The 16,514-nt window shown below is 64.5% G+C and carries 16 protein-coding genes and 1 tRNA gene; 5 read left to right on the top strand and 12 right to left on the bottom strand.

Annotation, left to right across the window (positions count from 1 at the left end; genetic code table 11):
* A tRNA-Thr gene (locus JAB6_RS13625) sits at nt 1-75 on the top strand.
* A 257-nt stretch (nt 76-332) separates the two neighbouring features.
* Here JAB6_RS13625 and JAB6_RS13620 read toward each other — a convergent pair.
* Entirely contained in the window at nt 333-1,202 is an 870-nt protein-coding gene (locus JAB6_RS13620; RefSeq protein WP_254671609.1) for a TraB/GumN family protein, read from the bottom strand.
* 90 nt (nt 1,203-1,292) lie between these two features.
* On the opposite strand from JAB6_RS13620, the gene JAB6_RS13615 reads away from it, so the two are divergent.
* The 3 genes from JAB6_RS13615 (at nt 1,293) to pabB (ending at nt 4,565) form a co-directional block, all read left to right on the top strand.
* A complete protein-coding gene (locus JAB6_RS13615; RefSeq protein ID WP_082127501.1) occupies nt 1,293-2,027 on the top strand; it encodes a pyrimidine 5'-nucleotidase in 735 nt (244 codons plus the stop codon).
* Nucleotides 2,028-2,129: 102 nt separating this feature from the next.
* A complete protein-coding gene (gene slmA / locus JAB6_RS13610; protein WP_034752791.1) occupies nt 2,130-2,705 on the top strand; it encodes a nucleoid occlusion factor SlmA in 576 nt (191 codons plus the stop codon).
* 21 nt (nt 2,706-2,726) lie between these two features.
* Nucleotides 2,727-4,565 carry an aminodeoxychorismate synthase component I gene (gene pabB, locus JAB6_RS13605; RefSeq protein ID WP_070303253.1) on the top strand — a complete coding sequence of 613 codons (1,839 nt, stop codon included), beginning with the start codon at nt 2,727-2,729 and terminating at the stop codon, nt 4,563-4,565.
* Here the strand turns inward: pabB and JAB6_RS13600 are convergent.
* A complete protein-coding gene (locus JAB6_RS13600) occupies nt 4,558-4,920 on the bottom strand; it encodes a DUF1428 domain-containing protein (protein ID WP_046681873.1) in 363 nt (120 codons plus the stop codon). The two genes, pabB and JAB6_RS13600, sit on opposite strands and share 8 nt — an antisense overlap.
* Before the next feature lie 115 nt (nt 4,921-5,035).
* Nucleotides 5,036-5,629, bottom strand: coding sequence for a glutathione peroxidase (locus JAB6_RS13595; protein ID WP_070303264.1), 594 nt, complete (start codon nt 5,627-5,629; stop codon nt 5,036-5,038).
* A 181-nt stretch (nt 5,630-5,810) separates the two neighbouring features.
* Between JAB6_RS13595 and JAB6_RS13590 the strand changes: the two genes are divergently transcribed.
* Nucleotides 5,811-6,950, top strand: coding sequence for a poly(3-hydroxybutyrate) depolymerase (locus JAB6_RS13590; protein WP_070303252.1), 1,140 nt, complete (start codon nt 5,811-5,813; stop codon nt 6,948-6,950).
* Nucleotides 6,951-7,081: 131 nt separating this feature from the next.
* Here JAB6_RS13590 and gabD read toward each other — a convergent pair whose 3' ends face one another.
* The 9 genes from gabD to JAB6_RS13545 form a co-directional block, all read right to left on the bottom strand.
* A complete protein-coding gene (gene gabD, locus JAB6_RS13585; protein ID WP_070303251.1) occupies nt 7,082-8,536 on the bottom strand; it encodes an NADP-dependent succinate-semialdehyde dehydrogenase in 1,455 nt (484 codons plus the stop codon).
* A gap of 92 nt (nt 8,537-8,628) precedes the next feature.
* Nucleotides 8,629-9,471 carry a PPK2 family polyphosphate kinase gene (locus JAB6_RS13580; RefSeq protein ID WP_070303250.1) on the bottom strand — a complete coding sequence of 281 codons (843 nt, stop codon included), beginning with the start codon at nt 9,469-9,471 and terminating at the stop codon, nt 8,629-8,631.
* Nucleotides 9,468-9,890 (bottom strand): CoA-binding protein, encoded by a 423-nt coding sequence (locus JAB6_RS13575; RefSeq protein WP_070303249.1) that lies wholly within the window; start codon nt 9,888-9,890, stop codon nt 9,468-9,470. Before JAB6_RS13575 ends, JAB6_RS13580 begins: the two co-directional genes overlap by 4 nt.
* Nucleotides 9,891-10,114: 224 nt before the next feature.
* Nucleotides 10,115-10,768 carry a bifunctional 2-keto-4-hydroxyglutarate aldolase/2-keto-3-deoxy-6-phosphogluconate aldolase gene (locus JAB6_RS13570; protein ID WP_070303248.1) on the bottom strand — a complete coding sequence of 218 codons (654 nt, stop codon included), beginning with the start codon at nt 10,766-10,768 and terminating at the stop codon, nt 10,115-10,117.
* 15 nt (nt 10,769-10,783) lie between these two features.
* Entirely contained in the window at nt 10,784-11,677 is an 894-nt protein-coding gene (locus tag JAB6_RS13565; protein ID WP_070303263.1) for an SMP-30/gluconolactonase/LRE family protein, read from the bottom strand.
* Between the two features lie 18 nt (nt 11,678-11,695).
* The gene (araD, locus tag JAB6_RS13560) at nt 11,696-13,426 is read right to left on the bottom strand and encodes an L-arabinonate dehydratase (protein ID WP_070303247.1); all 1,731 of its coding nucleotides are present in this window, start codon (nt 13,424-13,426) and stop codon (nt 11,696-11,698) included.
* Nucleotides 13,423-14,436, bottom strand: a complete 1,014-nt coding sequence (locus JAB6_RS13555; RefSeq protein ID WP_070303246.1) for a 2-dehydro-3-deoxygalactonokinase — start codon at nt 14,434-14,436, stop codon at nt 13,423-13,425. The genes araD and JAB6_RS13555 overlap by 4 nt, the downstream gene beginning before the upstream one ends.
* A gap of 84 nt (nt 14,437-14,520) precedes the next feature.
* On the bottom strand, nt 14,521-15,288 hold the full coding sequence (locus tag JAB6_RS13550) for a hypothetical protein (protein WP_083292713.1): 768 nt from the start codon (nt 15,286-15,288) through the stop codon (nt 14,521-14,523).
* Entirely contained in the window at nt 15,285-16,484 is a 1,200-nt protein-coding gene (locus JAB6_RS13545; protein WP_070303244.1) for a DNA-binding transcriptional regulator, read from the bottom strand. Before JAB6_RS13545 ends, JAB6_RS13550 begins: the two co-directional genes overlap by 4 nt.
* Between the last annotated feature and the right edge of the window lie 30 nt (nt 16,485-16,514).

Raw genomic sequence — 16,514 nt, 5'->3', positions numbered from 1 at the left:
GCCCTTGTAGCTCAGTGGTAGAGCACTCCCTTGGTAAGGGAGAGGCCACGTGTTCGATCCACGTCAAGGGCACCATCGACTTATCCCCGTATCTGAAAAATGTCCATGGCTGCGTTGCCTCGCCTCGCCGTACATGCGTACTGTCTTCGTCTCGGCGCCTTGCCCTGAACACATTTCATCTACTCTGCCGTCATCTCCTCATAGTAAAAATGTCCATGGCGGCGTTGTCCTTCCTCGCCGTACATTCGTACTGTCTTCGTCAGTCCGCCTTGCCCTGAACACTTTTCCATCTGCTCTGCCGCGTGTCTTGCGCGGCTGAGCTAGCGCTATCGCTAATACACCCGCTCGACCTTCAAGCCCTTCTGGCGCAACAGCTCCGGCACGCTTTTCGTTCCGACCAGATGCAGCACGCCGATGGCGGCCAGGCTGGACTTTTCGCGCGCAAGCAACTTGGCGATGCCGTCGGCCAGGGCCGGGTTGCGGCCGTCCAGCAGCACCTTTTGCACGAACTGCGCGGCGAACGAGGGGTCTGTTGCCGCCTTTGCCGCCAGCTTGTCGAAGGCGGCAGCGTCGGCGTTGCGCCACGCATCGGCGATCTCGCGCGCTTCCTGGCTTTGTTCCTGCTCCTCGATCGACGCCACGCCGTCTTCGAGGAAGCGGCACTGGTCGAGCGGCGACATGGCGCCGAACAGCGCCATCTGGCCTTCCATCGATTCGAGTTCCACCACGGGGATCTTGCGCGCCTTGGCTTGCTGCGACAGATAACTGTCGACGGCCAGGTCGGAGCGGTAGCCAAGCGTGGAAAATTCGCCGATGGCCAGCACGCTGGCCAGCATCCACGGCTTCATCGGCGCCACCGCTGCGGGCGCGATGCCGTATTTTTGCAACAGCGGCGCCAGACGCGGCGCCAAAGTCTGGCGGCAGTCAGGCGGCACTTTGCTGCCTGGCGCCTCCATGCCGTATTTCAGCACGGCGCTGACGGCCTTGCGCGGATCGGCGCCGGGATCGATCTCCAGCGCCAGCGCGCCGGCGCCGTTCAACGCCTGCGTCACTGTCGGCTCGAGCGGATAAAAGTCGGGCGCGCCGACGTGGATGGTACCGAACAGATACAGGGTGTGGCTGGCGTCCTGCACCTTGAACAGGGCGCCCCGGTTTTGCGCCACGAAAGGCGCTTCGGCCAAGGCCGACTGCAACGGCAGCAAGAATAATCCGCAAAACATCACTATAATCTGGCGTCGCATGGTTTTCCTGATTGTTGAATTTTTCATCTTCTCTCGCTAGCAAAGACTCCTGTGCCTGTGTCCCATCTTAACCGCTCGTCGCCGGTCTGGCTGTTTGACCTCGACAACACGCTGCACAATGCCTCGCACGCCATCTTCCCCACCATCACGGCCAATATGAACACGTATATTGCCCGCGTACTGGGCGACGGCGTGACGCCGGCCGACGACGCCATCGTCAATGCGGCGCGCGCGGCCTACTGGCGCCGCTATGGCGCCACCTTGCTGGGCATGGTCAAGCACCATCAGGTGCAGGCCGCGCATTTTCTGCACGAGACGCATGCGTTCGACGATTTGCGCGCGATGATACGCGCCGAGCGGGGCCTGGGGGCTTTACTCAAACGCCTGCCTGGCCGTAAAATTTTACTCACCAACGCGCCGCTGCGCTATTCGAGCGACGTGATGCGCCACCTGGGCTTGCGCCGGCACTTTTCACACCACGTCGCCATCGAGGCGATGCATGTGCACCGCCAGTTGCGGCCCAAGCCGTCGACCCTGATGCTGCGCAAACTGATGCGCAAGCACCACATCCGCCCTGGCCGCTGCATCCTGGTGGAAGACACCCTGGCCAACCTCAAGGGTGCGAAAAAACTGGGCCTGCGCACGGCCTGGATCACGCAATACCTGAAAATGGCCGATCCGATCGGCGTGGCGAAGTTGCCCAAGGCGTTAAATCGCCCCGCTTACGTCGATGTCAAAGTAAAATCTGTCCGGCATTTGGCACGCCGCCTTCACCGTCTGCGTTGAAGGGGATTCCTGGGCTTCCGGTTGACACTGGAAGCCGCACCGCTAGCGGCGGTGACGGACCTCCCCATCAAGGCAGCATTTTTTTTAACGACAAGAGAAAATATGGCAAGCACACCGCCGGGCCAACGCAGGCTACAAATTCTTCAGGCCCTCGCCGCAATGCTGGAGCAGCCGAAAGGCGAAAAGATCACCACCGCCGCACTGGCGGCCAGACTGACCGTATCGGAAGCGGCCCTGTACCGCCATTTCGCCAGCAAGGCGCAAATGTTCGAAGGGCTGATCGAATTCATCGAGTCGAGCGTCTTCGGCCTGATCAACCAGATCGCGGAAAAACACAGCGATGGCATGACGCAGACGCGCGACATCATTGGCATGCTGCTCAATTTCGCCATCAGCAATCCGGGCATGACGCGCGTACTGATCGGCGACGCGCTGGTCAATGAAGACGAGCGCCTGCAAGTGCGCATGAACCAGTTCTACGACCGCGTGGAACTGGCGCTCAAGCAGGCCTTGCGCGTGGCCGCCGCCGAAGGCCATGGCAAGGAAAGCGAAGTGGCGGCGCGCGCCACCCTGATCGTCAGCTTCGTCATCGGACGCTGGCACCGCTACGCCAAGAGCGGCTTCAAGATCAATCCATCCCAGGAAGCGGCGCTGCAAATCGCCATGCTGCTGGGGTAAGTCACCGCCGCGGCTGTCCCCATGCATACCGACTGCTTCGCCCTGCTCGACGACGCCAGCACACCCGGCGCCGGTTCGCGCCTGTACACGGGCCTGGCGGCGGTCTTGCGGTGCAGCGAGGGGGAACAGTGGCCGGCCCTGCTCGAAGGGCTGCAAGAGGCCTTGCAACGCGGCCAGCACGCCGTCAGCGTGTGCAGCTACGAACTGGGCGCGCACTTGCTGGCCATGCCGCCGCGCGCGGCCGGCCTTGACGCGCCGCCGCTGGCACAAGTGCTCGTCTTCGACCATTGCACGCAGCTGTCGCAGGACGAGGTGGCGCAGTGGCTGGACTCTCGCGTCGACGTGGGCGCCGCGCCGGCCGGCGTGGCCGGTATCCGCGCGAACGTGGATCAAGCCGAATTCACGCGCGCGCTGCACCGCATCCACGACTACATCGTGGCCGGCGACACCTACCAGGTCAACTACACCTATCGTTTGCGCTTCGACGCCTTCGGCTCGCCCCTGGGCCTGTATGCGCGGCTGCGCGCGCGCCAGCCCGTGCCCTACGGCGCGCTGGTGATGCTGCCCGATGGCGGCGCCCTGCTGTCGCTGTCGCCGGAGCTGTTCGTGCGCCATGCGCAGGGAGAACTGACGGCACGGCCCATGAAGGGTACGGCGCCGGCCGCCCCTGCCAACCAAACGGCAGAAAACGCGCGCCGCGCCGCCGCCCTGGCCAACGATCCGAAGAACCGCGCGGAAAACCTGATGATCGTCGACCTGCTGCGCAACGACATCGGCCGCATCGCCGTCACGGGCTCCGTCAAGGTGCCGGCCCTGTTCGAGGTGACGCGCTACAGCAGCGTGCTGCAAATGACGTCCACCGTGCAGGCGCGCCTGCGCGCCGACGCAACGCTAAGCGGTATCTTCCAGGCCTTGTACCCGTGCGGCTCGATCACGGGCGCGCCGAAACGCCGCACCATGGAAATCATCGCCGAACTGGAACCGGCGCCGCGCGGCATCTACACGGGCGCCATCGGCTGGTTCGATCCGCCAGCCGCCGGTGCTGCCCACGCGGTGGGCGACTTCTGCATGTCCGTGCCGATCCGCACCCTGGCCTTGCAGCCGGCGGGCCCTGATGGCATCCGGCGCGGCGAAATGGGCGTGGGCGCCGGCATCGTCCTCGACAGCGACCCGCTCGAGGAATTTGCGGAATGCCAGCTCAAGGCCCGCTTCCTGGCGGGGCTGACGAATGAATTCGAACTGTTCGAGACTCTGCACGCGAGCCGCGACCATGGCTGCCGCCTGCAGGAGCACCACCTGGCGCGCCTGGCCGCCTCCAGCGCCTACTTCGGTTTTGCCTGGGATGCCGACGCCGCCCGCGCCGCGCTGCAGGCGGCTTGCGCGGCGCGCCCCGACGATGTCCCTTTCCGCCTGCGCCTGGCGCTGCGCCAGGATGGGCAGTTCACGGCGCAAAGCGGCGCGCTCAGCGCCTTGCCGGAGACGGTCGACGTCATGCTGGCGCCCGATACAACGACGGCCGGCGACCTGTTCCTGCGCCACAAGAGCAGCGTGCGCGCGCGCTATGACGCGGCCTGGCGCGCGGCCGAGGCGCAAGGCGGCTTCGACATGCTGTTCTTTAACGAGCGTGGCGAGCTGACGGAGGGCGGGCGCAGCAACGTCTTCATTAAGCTGGACGGCCGCTGGCACACGCCGCCCCTGTCCTGCGGACTGCTGCCCGGCGTGCAGCGCGCGGCCATGCTGGCCGATCCTGCCTGGAACGCGCAGGAAACCATCATCACGCGCGCCATGCTGGCGCGGGCCGAAGCGATCGTCGTGTGCAATGCGCTGCGCGGGGCGATCCCCGCGAAGCTGGTTATTTGATATCCACCTGCATTTCATAGCCGCCGTAGATCATCCGCTTGCCATCGAACGGCAGCTTGGCCGGGTCCATCATCTCGGCCAGGCGCGGGTCTTTCATGACCTTGTCGTTGATTTCATCGCGCTTGGCGCGCGACTCATACACGATCCATGAAAACACCACCACTTCGCCATCCTGCAAGTCCACCGCCTGCGGGAACGAGGTCAGCTTGCCCGGCTTGACATCGTCGCCCACGCATTCGCGAAATTCCAGCGCGCCGTACTCGCGCCACACGGCGCCGCAACTGCGCGACATGGCCAGGTAGGCATCGAGCTTGGCTTTCGGTACGGGCACGACAAATCCATCGACATACGCCATGATGTTCTCCTTTGTTGTGACAAACGCGAACAACCAGCTTAGGACAATGATGGCAAGACGACAAGCGCGGCATTAAAAAAAAGCAGGCGTTCAAGCCTGCTTGGGTATCAGCAACTTACAGCGCCAGCGCTTTTTCCACTGCGCCAACGAGTTTCTTGTCGTCCGGCGTCACCTTGCTGGGGAAGCTTTCCACCACTTTGCCGTGGCGGTCGATCAGGTATTTATGGAAATTCCAGGCCGGGGTCTTGCCCGTCTGCTTGATCAGGTCCACGTACAGCGGATTCGGCGCAGGGCCGGAGACGACCGACTTCGAAAACATGGGGAACTTCACGCCATAGGTGTTGTAGCAGAAATCGGCGATTTCCTTGCTGTTGCCCGGTTCCTGCTTGCCAAAATCGTTCGACGGGAAGCCCAGCACCACCAGGCCCTTGCTGCCGTACTTGGCGTACAGCGCCTCGAGCCCTTCATATTGATTGGTAAAACCGCAATAACTGGCCGTATTGACCACCAGCACGACCTTGCCTGCGTACTGGCACAGGTTTTGCGGCGCTTCATCCTGCAGGCGGTTGAAGGTCTGCTTGAGGATGGCCGGGCAAGCGGCCGGTGCAGCGGCTGCTGGCGCGGTGTCGGCGGCATGGGCCGGCACGGCAAGGCTAGCGCCGGCGGCAAGGGTGGTCAGTGCAAACAGCTGGGCAAGGGTCTTGGACATGAAGGGCACCATGGTTGAACGGAAAAAAACCATTCTATGTCAAACGCCGCGCGTGCGTACAAGACGGACAACAACAGCGATAGCTTGAGCGACATCAATGACGGTGCAGTACTTGCCCAGCGCACAGTTTTTTTACCTATGCTCGGCCTTCCTGTCCCTTTCCCTGCCTTGTGGAGCTGCCATGCCCTTCCCGCACCTGACCGCGCACCTGACCACACTAACCACCGCCCTGCTGGCCGCCAGCCTGCTCATCCTGGCGCCAGGCGGCGCGCACGCCGCCACGACGGCCAAGCCCGCCAAGCCCGCCGCGACCAAGGACGCGCCCGCCCTGCCCGCCTACCAGGCTGATCTGAGCCAGACCACGGTGTCCGGCCTGTCCTCGGGCGGCTTCATGGCGGCGCAGTTTGCCGTCGCCTACTCGGCCACGGTGGCCGGCGCCGGCATCATCGCGGGCGGCCCGTATTTCTGCTCGGGCCAGCCGGGCCGCTTCCCCTACATTCCCTACCTGACGAATGCCTTGAGCACCTGCATGAATCCGGGCAGCGCGCAGGTGGCACCGCCCGTCGCCAGCGAATTGCTGCGCGCGGCGAACGATTTTGCGCGCGAGCGTCTCATCGACGACACGGCCAACCTGAAACGCCAGCGCGTATATCTGTTCAGCGGAACGAAAGACCAGACCGTGACGCGGCCGGTGGTGGAGCAGGTGGGGAAATTCTATCAACTGGCCGGTACGCCGGCGGCGCAGATCCGCTTCATCGACACGCTAGGCGCGGGCCACGCCATCCTCACCGACAGCAACGCCGACAAGCCTTGCGCCGTGACGGAGTCGCCGTTCATCAACGACTGCGACTATACGCAGGCGCGCGACATCCTGCAGCACCTGTACCCGGATCTGCAGCCGTCGTCGACTACCCTGACGGGCAAGCTGATCGCCTTCAACCAGCGCAGCTTCATCCAGAACGCGTACTCGAGCATGAGCAATACGGGCTACGCCTACATCCCGAAAGCCTGCAACAGCGAGAGCTGCCGCGTGCACGTGGTGTTCCACGGCTGCCTGCAAACGACGCAGGCCATCGGCGACCGTTTTTATACGAGCACAGGCTACAACCAAGTGGCGGACGCCAACAAGATCATCGTGCTGTATCCGCAAGCCGAACCGAGCCCCGTCTACCCGTACAACCCGAAAGGCTGCTGGGATTTCTGGGGCTACACCAGCATCAATCCGATCGACCCGGATTTCTACCGCAAGAGCGGCACGCAGATGGAAGCGGTCAAGGGCATGCTGGACCGGTTAGGATCGGCTCGCAACAGCCATCGATAACGGACGTCACGGATGCTTGAGAAAATCGTAGCGAGCGGCAACGATTTCTGGCTAAGAAGCGCAGCTGTACTTTAGTACAGCGAGCATCGCAGGCCGGAAAGCGCGCCGCGCAGTAGATTTAATCAAGCATTCTAGATCCCGCCCATGCAGATGTATTTGATGACGAGATAGTCTTCGATACCGTAGGTCGACCCTTCACGGCCCAGGCCCGATTGCTTGACGCCGCCGAAGGGGGCGATCTCGTTCGAGATCAGGCCCGTGTTCACGCCAACCATGCCCGTTTCCAGGCCTTCGGCCACTCGCCAGATGCGGCCGATGTCGCGCGAATAGAAGTAGGCGGCAAGGCCGAACTCCGTGTTGTTGGCCAGGCCGATCACTTCATCGTCCGTCTTGAAGCGGAACAGGGGTGCCAGCGGGCCGAAGGTTTCCTCGGTGGCCACGCGCATGTCGTTCGTCACGTCGGCGATGATGGTCGGCTCGAAGAAGCCATTGCCCAGCGCATGGCGCTTGCCGCCAGCCAGCAGGCGGCCGCCCTTGCCCAGCGCGTCGGCCACGTGTTCTTCCACCTTGGCGACAGCCTTGGCGTCGATCAGCGGACCTTGCGTGACACCGGCCTCGATGCCATTGCCCACCTTCAGCTTGGCCACTGCCGCCACCAGCTTGTCGGCAAACGCGTCGTACACGCTGTCCTGCACGTACAGGCGGTTGGCGCAGACGCAGGTCTGGCCCGCGTTGCGGTATTTCGAGGCGATGGCGCCTTCCACTGCCGCATCCAGGTCGGCGTCGTCGAAGACGATGAACGGCGCATTGCCGCCCAGTTCCAGCGACAGTTTCTTGATCGTTGGCGCGCACTGCTCGGCCAGCAAACGGCCCACCTGGGTCGAACCCGTAAACGTCAGCTTGCGCACGATGGGGTTCGACGTCATTTCGCCGCCGATGTCTTTCGGCGCGCCCGTGACGATGCTGAACACGCCCGCAGGCACGCCCGCGCGCTCGGCCAGCACGGCCAGCGCCAGCGCGGAAAACGGTGTCGCTTCCGCCGGTTTCAATACCATCGGGCAGCCGGCGGCCAGGGCCGGGCCGACTTTGCGCGTGATCATGGCGGCGGGGAAATTCCATGGCGTGATGGCGGCGCACACGCCGATCGGTTCCTTGGTGACGACCAGGCGGCGGTCCGGCCATGGCGACTGCAGGGTATCGCCCGCGACGCGCTTGCCTTCTTCGGCGAACCACTCGATGAACGAAGCGCCGAACTGCACTTCGCCCTTCGCTTCCGGCAGGGGCTTGCCCTGCTCGGTGGTCATGATCAGCGCCAGGTCGTCGGCGTTTTCCAGGATCAGGTCATGCCAGCGGCGCAGCACGGCCGCGCGTTCCTTGGCCGTCTTCTTGCGCCAGGCAGGCCAGGCGGCATTGGCCGCCTCGATGGCGCGGCGCGTCTCGGCTGCGCCCATCAGGGGCACCGTGCCGATATGCTCGCCCGTGGCGGGATTGTTCACGTTAATCGTCTGGCCACCATCGGCATCGACCCAGGCTCCATTCACGTAAGCCTGGTGACGCAACAAGGTAGGATCTTTCAACTGCAGCATATGGATCTCCGGTCTGGTTTGAATTATCGACGAGGGATACTATGCCACAGCGCGGCCGATTCCGCAGGCGCGGCGCTGAATTGGCCTGACCTCTACTCGACCTTGAAAGACGACAGTTTCGGGTCCGGCGCCGGGTATTCCAGCTTCATGCCCTGCAGGGTTTCCAGCAGCAGGGACGCGACCACGAGATTGCGCTGCGTCTTGGAGTTCGATGGCACCACATACCACGGCGCGTGGTCGGCATCCGTCTCGCGGATCGCCGTTTCATAGGCGCGCTGGTAGGCATCCCACTTCTTGCGCTGGGCGATATCGTTGGGGTCGAACTTCCACTGGCGATCGGGATCGTCGAGCCGCTCCTGCAGCCGTCCCCGTTGCTCGTCCTTCGAGATATGCAGGAAGATTTTCAGGATGACGGTGCCCGTTTCGCTCAGCATGCGCTCGAAATCGCGGATCTGCGCGTAGCGGCGCTGGCATTCGGCCTTGTCGATCATGTCCTGCACGCGCGTGATCAGCACATCTTCGTAATGGCTGCGGTTGAAGATGGCGATCTCGCCCTTCACGGGCACGTGCTGGTGCACGCGCCACAGGTAATCGTGCGCCAGTTCGATATCGGTAGGGCCCTTGAACGCGATGGCGCGGATGCCCATCGGGTTGATGTTGCTGAAGATGGCCTTGACCGTGCCATCCTTGCCCGACGTATCCATGCCCTGCAAGACCAGCAGCACCTTCTTTTTGTGCTGCGCGTACAGCATGCTCTGGCACTCGGCGATCTGCGCCGTCAGCGCCACGGTTTCCTCGCGGTCCATGGCCTTGCACTGGGCCGGCGTCAGCTTCTTGTTCGCCGCCTTGGTGGCGGCGCCCAGCAGGCGCTTGCCGGCGAAATCCTCGTTCAGCTCGAAGCCCTTGCCGGCGCGAAATTGCGTGCGCGCCTTCATGCCGCCACCGCCAGCTTGCGGTGCTCGATTTTTGTGCAGTGATCCATCACCACGTCCAGGCCCGCCGCCCGCGCCAGCTGCGCCGCCTGCTCGTTGACGATGTCGAGCTGCAGCCACAGACAGCCGGCCTTGACGGCGATGGCTTCCTCGGCGATGGGCACGATGTCTTCGGATTTGCGGAAGCAGTCGACGATGTCGATGCGTGCCGGCGCGACGGCAGCGGCCGCCTCCGTCAGATTGGCGTAGGCGCGCTGCCCCAGCACATCGCGCCCGGCCAGGGCCGGATTGACGGGCAGCACGCGGTAGCCATGGCGCAGCAGGTAGTCGGCCACCTCGTGGCTGGCACGTTCGGGCTTGTCGGACATGCCGACGATGGCGATGATGCGGCTGTCTTGCAGGATGCGGGCGATGTTGGACATATTCTGGTCTATGAAGCGTGCGACATTGCCCGCCTAGCGTAGCAGATTCCCGTCCCGCCGGGAGCTAAGTAACCCCCAATAAATTATTATGATTTCTGACTTCCATAATCGGCGCTCTGCGGCGTTGCCCGCTCCTAGCAGTGCTCGCACTGCGTCGCAGCAGGCGCCTTGCATAGCATCCGGTTCTGTTCGTCATAAATTCACAATAATTTCCTGAGGATTACTTAGCCAGAAGACTTAGCCTTGCGCACGGCCGCCATCTTCTCCACGAAAGCCTGCGCACGCGCCGTCACGGCCGCGTAATCGCCCGTGGCGCCCGGGCCACTGAGGCTGCTGCCGATGCCCACGGCCACGGCGCCGCTGGCAAACCATTCCTGCAGGTTCTCCACCGTCACGCCGCCCGTCGGCATCAATGGCGCTTGCGGCAGGGGTGCGCGCAGGGCCTTGATGTAGGCGGGGCCGAACATCTCGGCGGGGAAGACCTTGACGATGTCGGCGCCCGCCTGCAGGGCCGTGACGATTTCCGTCGGCGTCATCGCTCCCGGCATGGACAGCACCTGGTAGCGCTGGCACAGCGCGATGGTGTCCACGTTGACGCTGGGCGAAATGATGAACTGGGCGCCGGCCAGGATGGCGGCGCGCGCCGTCTCCGTATCGAGTACGGTGCCCGCGCCCAGCAGCACGTCAGGGCCATGGCGTTCGCGCAAGGTGCGCAGCACGCCCAGGGTATCGGGCGTGGTGAACGCCACCTCCAGCGCCGTGATGCCGCCGGCGATGCACGCCTCGGCGATCTGCAGCGCCGCATCGGGCGTATCGGCGCGCACGATGCCGACCATGCCCCGTTCGAGGATGCCATTGAAAACCGTGTGTTTTTGCATATGCTCTCTCTCCTGTCAGGCCGGCAGGGCGCCAAAGCGCACTTCCGGCAAACCGCGCACGCCCACCTGGCGCGCATGAAACAATCCGCCGGCCAGCGGTTCGCCCGCCAGCTGGGCCGGGGTCAAGTTCTCCTGCGCCGTCGTGACGAACAATTCGTCGTAGCGCGGGCCGCCCAGGCTCACGCAGCTGGGCTGCGAGACGGGCAGGCTGACCTTGCGCTCGACGCTGCCGTCCGGTGCGAAGCGCAAGACCCTGCCGGCGCCCCACTGCGCGCTCCACAGGTAGTCATCCGCATCGATGGTGGCGCCATCGGCGGCGCCCGGTCCCGGGTCGAGCACGGCAAACACGCGCACCCGGCTCGCGTCGCCGCCCAGGTAATCGTCCCAGCGGTAGATCGCCCTCTTCATCGAGTCGCAGAAATACATGGCCGTGCCATCGACGCTGAAGCAGATGCTGTTCGAGATGGCGATCTGCGGCAGCGGCAGGCGCTCCAGGCTCAAGTCCAGGTTGAGGCGGTAAAAGCTGCCGATGGCATCGCGGCACGGGCGTTCATCGAGCGTGCCGAAGACAAAGCGTCCCTGACGGTCGCAGCGGCCATCGTTCAGGCGCGTCATGGGCAAGTCGCCCTCCACCGTGTGCAAGCGCGTGACGGCACCGCTGCGCGCGTCAAACCACGCCAGCCCGGAGGCCAGTCCCAGCAACAGCACGTCGTCGCTGTCCGTCAGCGCGAAACACGCCAGGCGCTCGGGCATGGCCCAGCTCTGGCGCTCGCCCGTGGCCAGCACCAGCGCATGTAGTTGGCAGCCTTCGATATTCGTCCAGAAAACGCGGCCGCTGCGTTCGCACCAGCGCACGCCCTCGCCCAGGAAGTTTTGCGCATCGACCAGTAATTGCGCCTGTGTCCCCATCATTTTTATTCCTTCCCTTCAGTGTGACTCGCGCGGAACTGCGGAACCCCGGCAGCCGACGAGGAAATCGAGGTCCGCGCCTTCGTCAGCCTGCGTCACGTGCTTGATGTACATGGCCTGGTAGCCGCCCTTCATGGCCGGCGGCGGCGCGCTCCACTCGGCGCGCCGGCGCGCCAGCTCCGCTTCGTCGACGTCCAGGTGCAAGCGGCGTCCCGCCACATCGAGTTCAATCATGTCGCCATCGCGTACCAGGGCCAGCGGCCCGCCCACGGCCGCTTCCGGCGCCACGTGCAGCACCACCGTGCCGTAGGCCGTGCCGCTCATGCGGGCGTCCGAGATGCGCACCATGTCGCGCACGCCCTGCTCCAGCAGTTTTTTCGGCAATCCCATATTGCCCACTTCGGCCATGCCCGGATAGCCCTGCGGGCCGCAATTTTGCAGCACCATCACGCAACTGGCGTCGATATCGAGCGCGGGATCGTCGACGCGCTTTTTGTAGTGCTCGATGCTGTTGAAGACGATGGCGCGGCCACGGTGCTGCATCAGCTCGGGCGAGGCTGCGGATGGCTTGATGACGGCGCCGCGCGGGGCCAGGTTGCCATGCAGGACGGCGATGCCGCCTTCGTCCTTGAATGGCTGCGCCAGCGGCGTGATCACCTCGGGATTGAAATTTTCCGCTTCGGCCACGTTGACGGCCATGGTGGCGCCCGTGACGGTGAGCGCCTCGCCATGCAATTTGCCCAGCAGGTCGCGGATGATCACGGGCAGGCCGCCCGCGTAGTAAAAATCTTCCATCAGGTACTGGCCCGACGGCATCAGGTTCAGCAGGCAGGGAATGTCGCGGCCCAGGCGATCCCAGTCGCCCAGGCGCATATCCACGCCGATGCGCCCGGCGATGGCCAGCAAATGGATCACGGCATTGGTCGAGCCGCCGATGGCGCCGTTGACCATGATGGCGTTTTCAAACGCTTCGCGCGTGAGGATCTGCGACAGTTTCAGGTCTTCGTGCACCATGTCGACGATGCGCCGGCCCGTCAGCTGCGCCTGCAGCTTGCGGCGCGCATCGACGGCGGGAATGGCCGCATTGCCAGGCAAGGTCACGCCCAGCGCTTCGACCATGCTGGCCATGGTCGATGCCGTGCCCATGGTCATGCAGTGGCCGGCGGAACGCGACATGCACGATTCGGCCTGCTTGAATTCCGCCGAGGTCATGCGTCCGGCGCGCACATCCTCGGAAAACTTCCACACGTCCGTGCCCGAACCGATCGGCTTGCCGCGGTAGTTGCCGTTCAACATGGGGCCGCCCGACAGCACGATCGTGGGCAAATCCACGCTGGCCGCGCCCATCAGCAGGGCCGGGGTGGTCTTGTCGCAGCCCGTCAGCAGCACCACGCCGTCGATCGGGTTGGCGCGTATCGATTCCTCGACATCCATGCTGGCCAGGTTACGGAACAGCATGGCCGTCGGGCGCAGATTCGTCTCGCCCAGCGACATGACGGGAAATTCGACGGGAAAGCCGCCCGCCTCGAGCACGCCGCGCTTGACCATCTCGGCCAGGTCGCGGAAATGGCCATTGCAGGGCGTCAGCTCGGACCAGGTATTGCAGATGCCGATGACGGGACGGCCATCGAAGGCGTCGCTCGGATAGCCCTGGTTCTTCATCCAGCTGCGGTGAATAAAACTGTCCTTGTCGTCGCCACCAAACCACGATTGCGAACGCAAGGGGCGCTTGTTCTTGTTGCTGCTCATACTGTCTCCTGCGGGGAAATCAAGCCGCGCGCGGCGGCGATCAGCAGCGCACCGTGACCGGCCAGATTAGCTTGCTGCTGGTCGTCGACGATGATGCGCTTGCCATAAAAAAATCCGTGTTCTTCGATCAGCAAGCCAAGCGCCTGGCGCAGCATGGGCTTGCCGGTAATGACGAGCGGGCTATCGGGCCGCATCTGAATGGCGGTGCTGTTGCGCAGCGCCAGCAAGTCGCCGCTGAGGACGGCACCCATCAGGAAATTGGCCCGCTCATTGCATTCGATGGCGCTGAACTGGCCTAGGGTGCGCACGCTGAAGCAGGCGCGCGCCAGCCCCGTTTTTTGCGCCGCGGCCGCGCCGGCCAGCAGCATCTTCGGCACCAGGGTCTGCGCAAAACCGCCATCGACCGATTGCTTGATCAGGGTGTGCTGCGTGATCGCCTGCAGCAGCTCGCCCGCAATGGTGGTGCTGCAGCCGAGGATGCGACGCTGCTCGTCCACGCTGATCAATTTGGTATGCGAACCGGGCATGATCAGGGTCGCCGCGCCCCGCAATTGCAGGCGCTCGAGCAGCGCGACGACTTCCGTCTCTTCGCCGCGCATCATGTCCATCGCTTCGACGTTATGCAGGCCGACGGCGCCATGCTGGTTGCGCACGCCGGGAATCAGCCACAGGGGCTGGGGCAGCACGTCGGGCAAGTCCACCGCCTGCATGCCTTGCGCCAGCTGGGCCAGGCCCGCAGGCGCCGGCAAATGCGGCACTTCCCGCACGCCCATGGGCGAGGTGATCATGCCCGAGGCCACTGCCAGGTCCACCTCGGATGGCGCAATGCCGGCGCTGGCCAGCACGCTGGCGATGGTGTCGCGCAGCGCCTGTTTCAGCGCACCGTTATGGCCATCGATGGCGGTATTGCGCACGCCCGTTTCCAGCTGCGCCTGGGCGACGACGGCGCCTGCGCGCCACAGCAAGGTACGCGTATTGGTGGTGCCGGCATCGATGGTGAGTATGTTCATGGGCAGGTTCGCAGCGTCGGTCAGGACAAAAATGAATGAGGGAAAAACTACCTCATGGTAGAACTGCCCCGCATATCTGACCAATCACTTATTTGACATCATTGATACCGGTTCGGATATGTCAAACGCATCGATATCCTGCACGCCCAAACGGTAGGCAAGATTGAAGCGCCTGACCTGTCCCGGCTGCAATTGCACACCCTGCGCCAGCAGGGAAAAACAGCGCGCATCGGAATACAAATGGCAACTGTCCTGGGTGCTGGAAAAACGCAAGACCCGGCCGGAAGCGGGGTCCGCCACCCGCGCCGCCTCGCGCAGCTGGCCGCTGCCCGTCCAGTAAAAGTCATGCCGGAATCCCGGCAAGTGCACGAGCGCGGGCCAGGCCAGGCGTGTAGCGAGCGGCGCCGGCTGGCGGAAGTCGAACGCGCTGCCCGCCACGTCGAGCGGAGCGCTGCACGCATGGCCGCCGGGCCAGTAGCGGTCGGCGGCCATGCGCAGCACGTGGTCGCCCACGGCGGCGCGGCCGCCCTGCAGATTGAACAGGGGCGCGGCCAGCGCAAAACGGGAAACCGTATCGGCCGTGGCGGCGCAGTCGAGGTGCAAGCTGCCATCCTCGTCGAGCCGGTAGGCCAGGCGCACCGACAGGCCGTCATGCGCCAGGTGCAGCAGCAGGTGGCCGTCGTCCGGCGGCGCGCACTGCCAGGCCGTGGACGAGCGTGCCGCGGGGGGCGCGGCGCCCAGCACGTCGGCCAGGCGGCCATAACGGTCGGGCGCCCACCAGGCCCGCACGCTGGCATCGTGCGCGTCGATGGCCACGCGCATGCCGCGCGCATTACGCAGCAGATGCATCATGGCGCCTGCCCGGGGGCTGGCGGCGGCCGGCTGCGCTGCTGGAATTCGCGCGGCGTGCAACCGAGTTCGCGCTTGAAGACGGCATGCATGTACTGCACCGTGGTAAAGCCGCAACGCACGGCCACCTCGGCCACCTGCCCCGGCCCGCGCGCCAGCAGGGTCTTGGCCGCATCGAGCTTGAAATGCAGGATCTCGTCGTGCACGCTGCGCCCCAGCTCGTGGCGGAAGTGCGCTTCGAGCGAGGAGCGCGACACGCCCACGTAATCGGCCACCTGCTCCGTCTTGATGCCTTGGCAAGCGTACTGGCGAATAAAATGGCGCGCCTGCATCACCTGCGGATGCTGGAAAGGCTGGTGGCGCGTGGAAGCGAGCACGTTCAGGCCGGCCGGCGGTACGAGGATGCGCGTGCCGGACAGGCGCGCGCCATTCAACATCTGATGCAGCAGATGCGCGGCCGTGCGGCCCATTTCCTCCGTGCCCTGGATCACGGAACTCAAGGGAATGCGCGTGAGCATGCGCGCCAGCGGGTCGTTGTCGATGCCGATCAGGGCCACTTGCTCCGGCACGGCGATCCCCGCGTGCATGCACGCTTGCAGCAGCTGGCGCGCGCGCGCGTCGCTGACGGCGATGATGCCGACGGGTTTTTCCAGGCTGTTGAGCCAGGCGATCTGCTGCTCCACCGCTTCGTCCCACGACGGTGCGCTGGTGGCGACGCCCCGGTACACGTCGGCGCGCATGTGGTCGCGCTCCATCAAGGCGCAAAACGCCGTTTCGCGCTCCTGCGCCCAGCGGTTGACATCGGCCTCGGGCAGGCTGAAACAGGCAAAGCGGCTCAAGCCCGCTTCCACCAGGTGTTCATAGGCCAGCTTGACGATCTTGAAATTATCGGTCGCCACATATGGGATGCCGGCCGGGTAATCCTCGGCGCGCGCATACGAGCCGCCCACGGCCACCACGGGCAGGCGGCTGTGCGCCAGCGCCTCGCAGACGGCGGGATCGTCGAAATCGGCGATGATGCCGTCGCCCTGCCAGCGCTCGATGCCGGGCAGGCGGCAGCGAAAGTCCTCTTCCAGGAACAGGTCCCACGACACGCGCGTCGTGTTCAGGTAGGCGGCGATGCCCGCGATGATGTCGCGGTCGTAGATTTTATTCCCGTTAAACAGCAGCGCGATCCGGTGCGCGGTCGGCATCTTCATGGTGTCTCCTCCCGTGCCAGATCGTTTCAC

It is taken from the genome of Janthinobacterium sp. HH104, from assembly GCF_001758715.1.
Lineage (GTDB): Bacteria > Pseudomonadota > Gammaproteobacteria > Burkholderiales > Burkholderiaceae_D > Janthinobacterium > Janthinobacterium aestuarii.
This window is presented reverse-complemented; position numbering and strand designations above follow the sequence as displayed.

Bases quoted from the DNA above. Each gene is read 5' to 3' on its own strand.
- JAB6_RS13555 (WP_070303246.1), bottom strand. From the start codon at position 14,436: ATGAACATACTCACCATCGATGCCGGCACCACCAATACGCGTACCTTG.
- pabB (WP_070303253.1), top strand. From the start codon at position 2,727: ATGCATACCGACTGCTTCGCCCTGCTCGACGACGCCAGCACACCCGGC.
- JAB6_RS13595 (WP_070303264.1), bottom strand. From the start codon at position 5,629: ATGTCCAAGACCCTTGCCCAGCTGTTTGCACTGACCACCCTTGCCGCC.
- JAB6_RS13590 (WP_070303252.1), top strand. From the start codon at position 5,811: ATGCCCTTCCCGCACCTGACCGCGCACCTGACCACACTAACCACCGCC.
- JAB6_RS13570 (WP_070303248.1), bottom strand. From the start codon at position 10,768: ATGCAAAAACACACGGTTTTCAATGGCATCCTCGAACGGGGCATGGTC.
- JAB6_RS13575 (WP_070303249.1), bottom strand. From the start codon at position 9,890: ATGTCCAACATCGCCCGCATCCTGCAAGACAGCCGCATCATCGCCATC.
- JAB6_RS13580 (WP_070303250.1), bottom strand. From the start codon at position 9,471: ATGAAGGCGCGCACGCAATTTCGCGCCGGCAAGGGCTTCGAGCTGAAC.
- JAB6_RS13545 (WP_070303244.1), bottom strand. From the start codon at position 16,484: ATGAAGATGCCGACCGCGCACCGGATCGCGCTGCTGTTTAACGGGAAT.
- JAB6_RS13550 (WP_083292713.1), bottom strand. From the start codon at position 15,288: ATGATGCATCTGCTGCGTAATGCGCGCGGCATGCGCGTGGCCATCGAC.
- gabD (WP_070303251.1), bottom strand. From the start codon at position 8,536: ATGCTGCAGTTGAAAGATCCTACCTTGTTGCGTCACCAGGCTTACGTG.
- JAB6_RS13565 (WP_070303263.1), bottom strand. From the start codon at position 11,677: ATGGGGACACAGGCGCAATTACTGGTCGATGCGCAAAACTTCCTGGGC.
- JAB6_RS13600 (WP_046681873.1), bottom strand. From the start codon at position 4,920: ATGGCGTATGTCGATGGATTTGTCGTGCCCGTACCGAAAGCCAAGCTC.
- araD (WP_070303247.1), bottom strand. From the start codon at position 13,426: ATGAGCAGCAACAAGAACAAGCGCCCCTTGCGTTCGCAATCGTGGTTT.
- slmA (WP_034752791.1), top strand. From the start codon at position 2,130: ATGGCAAGCACACCGCCGGGCCAACGCAGGCTACAAATTCTTCAGGCC.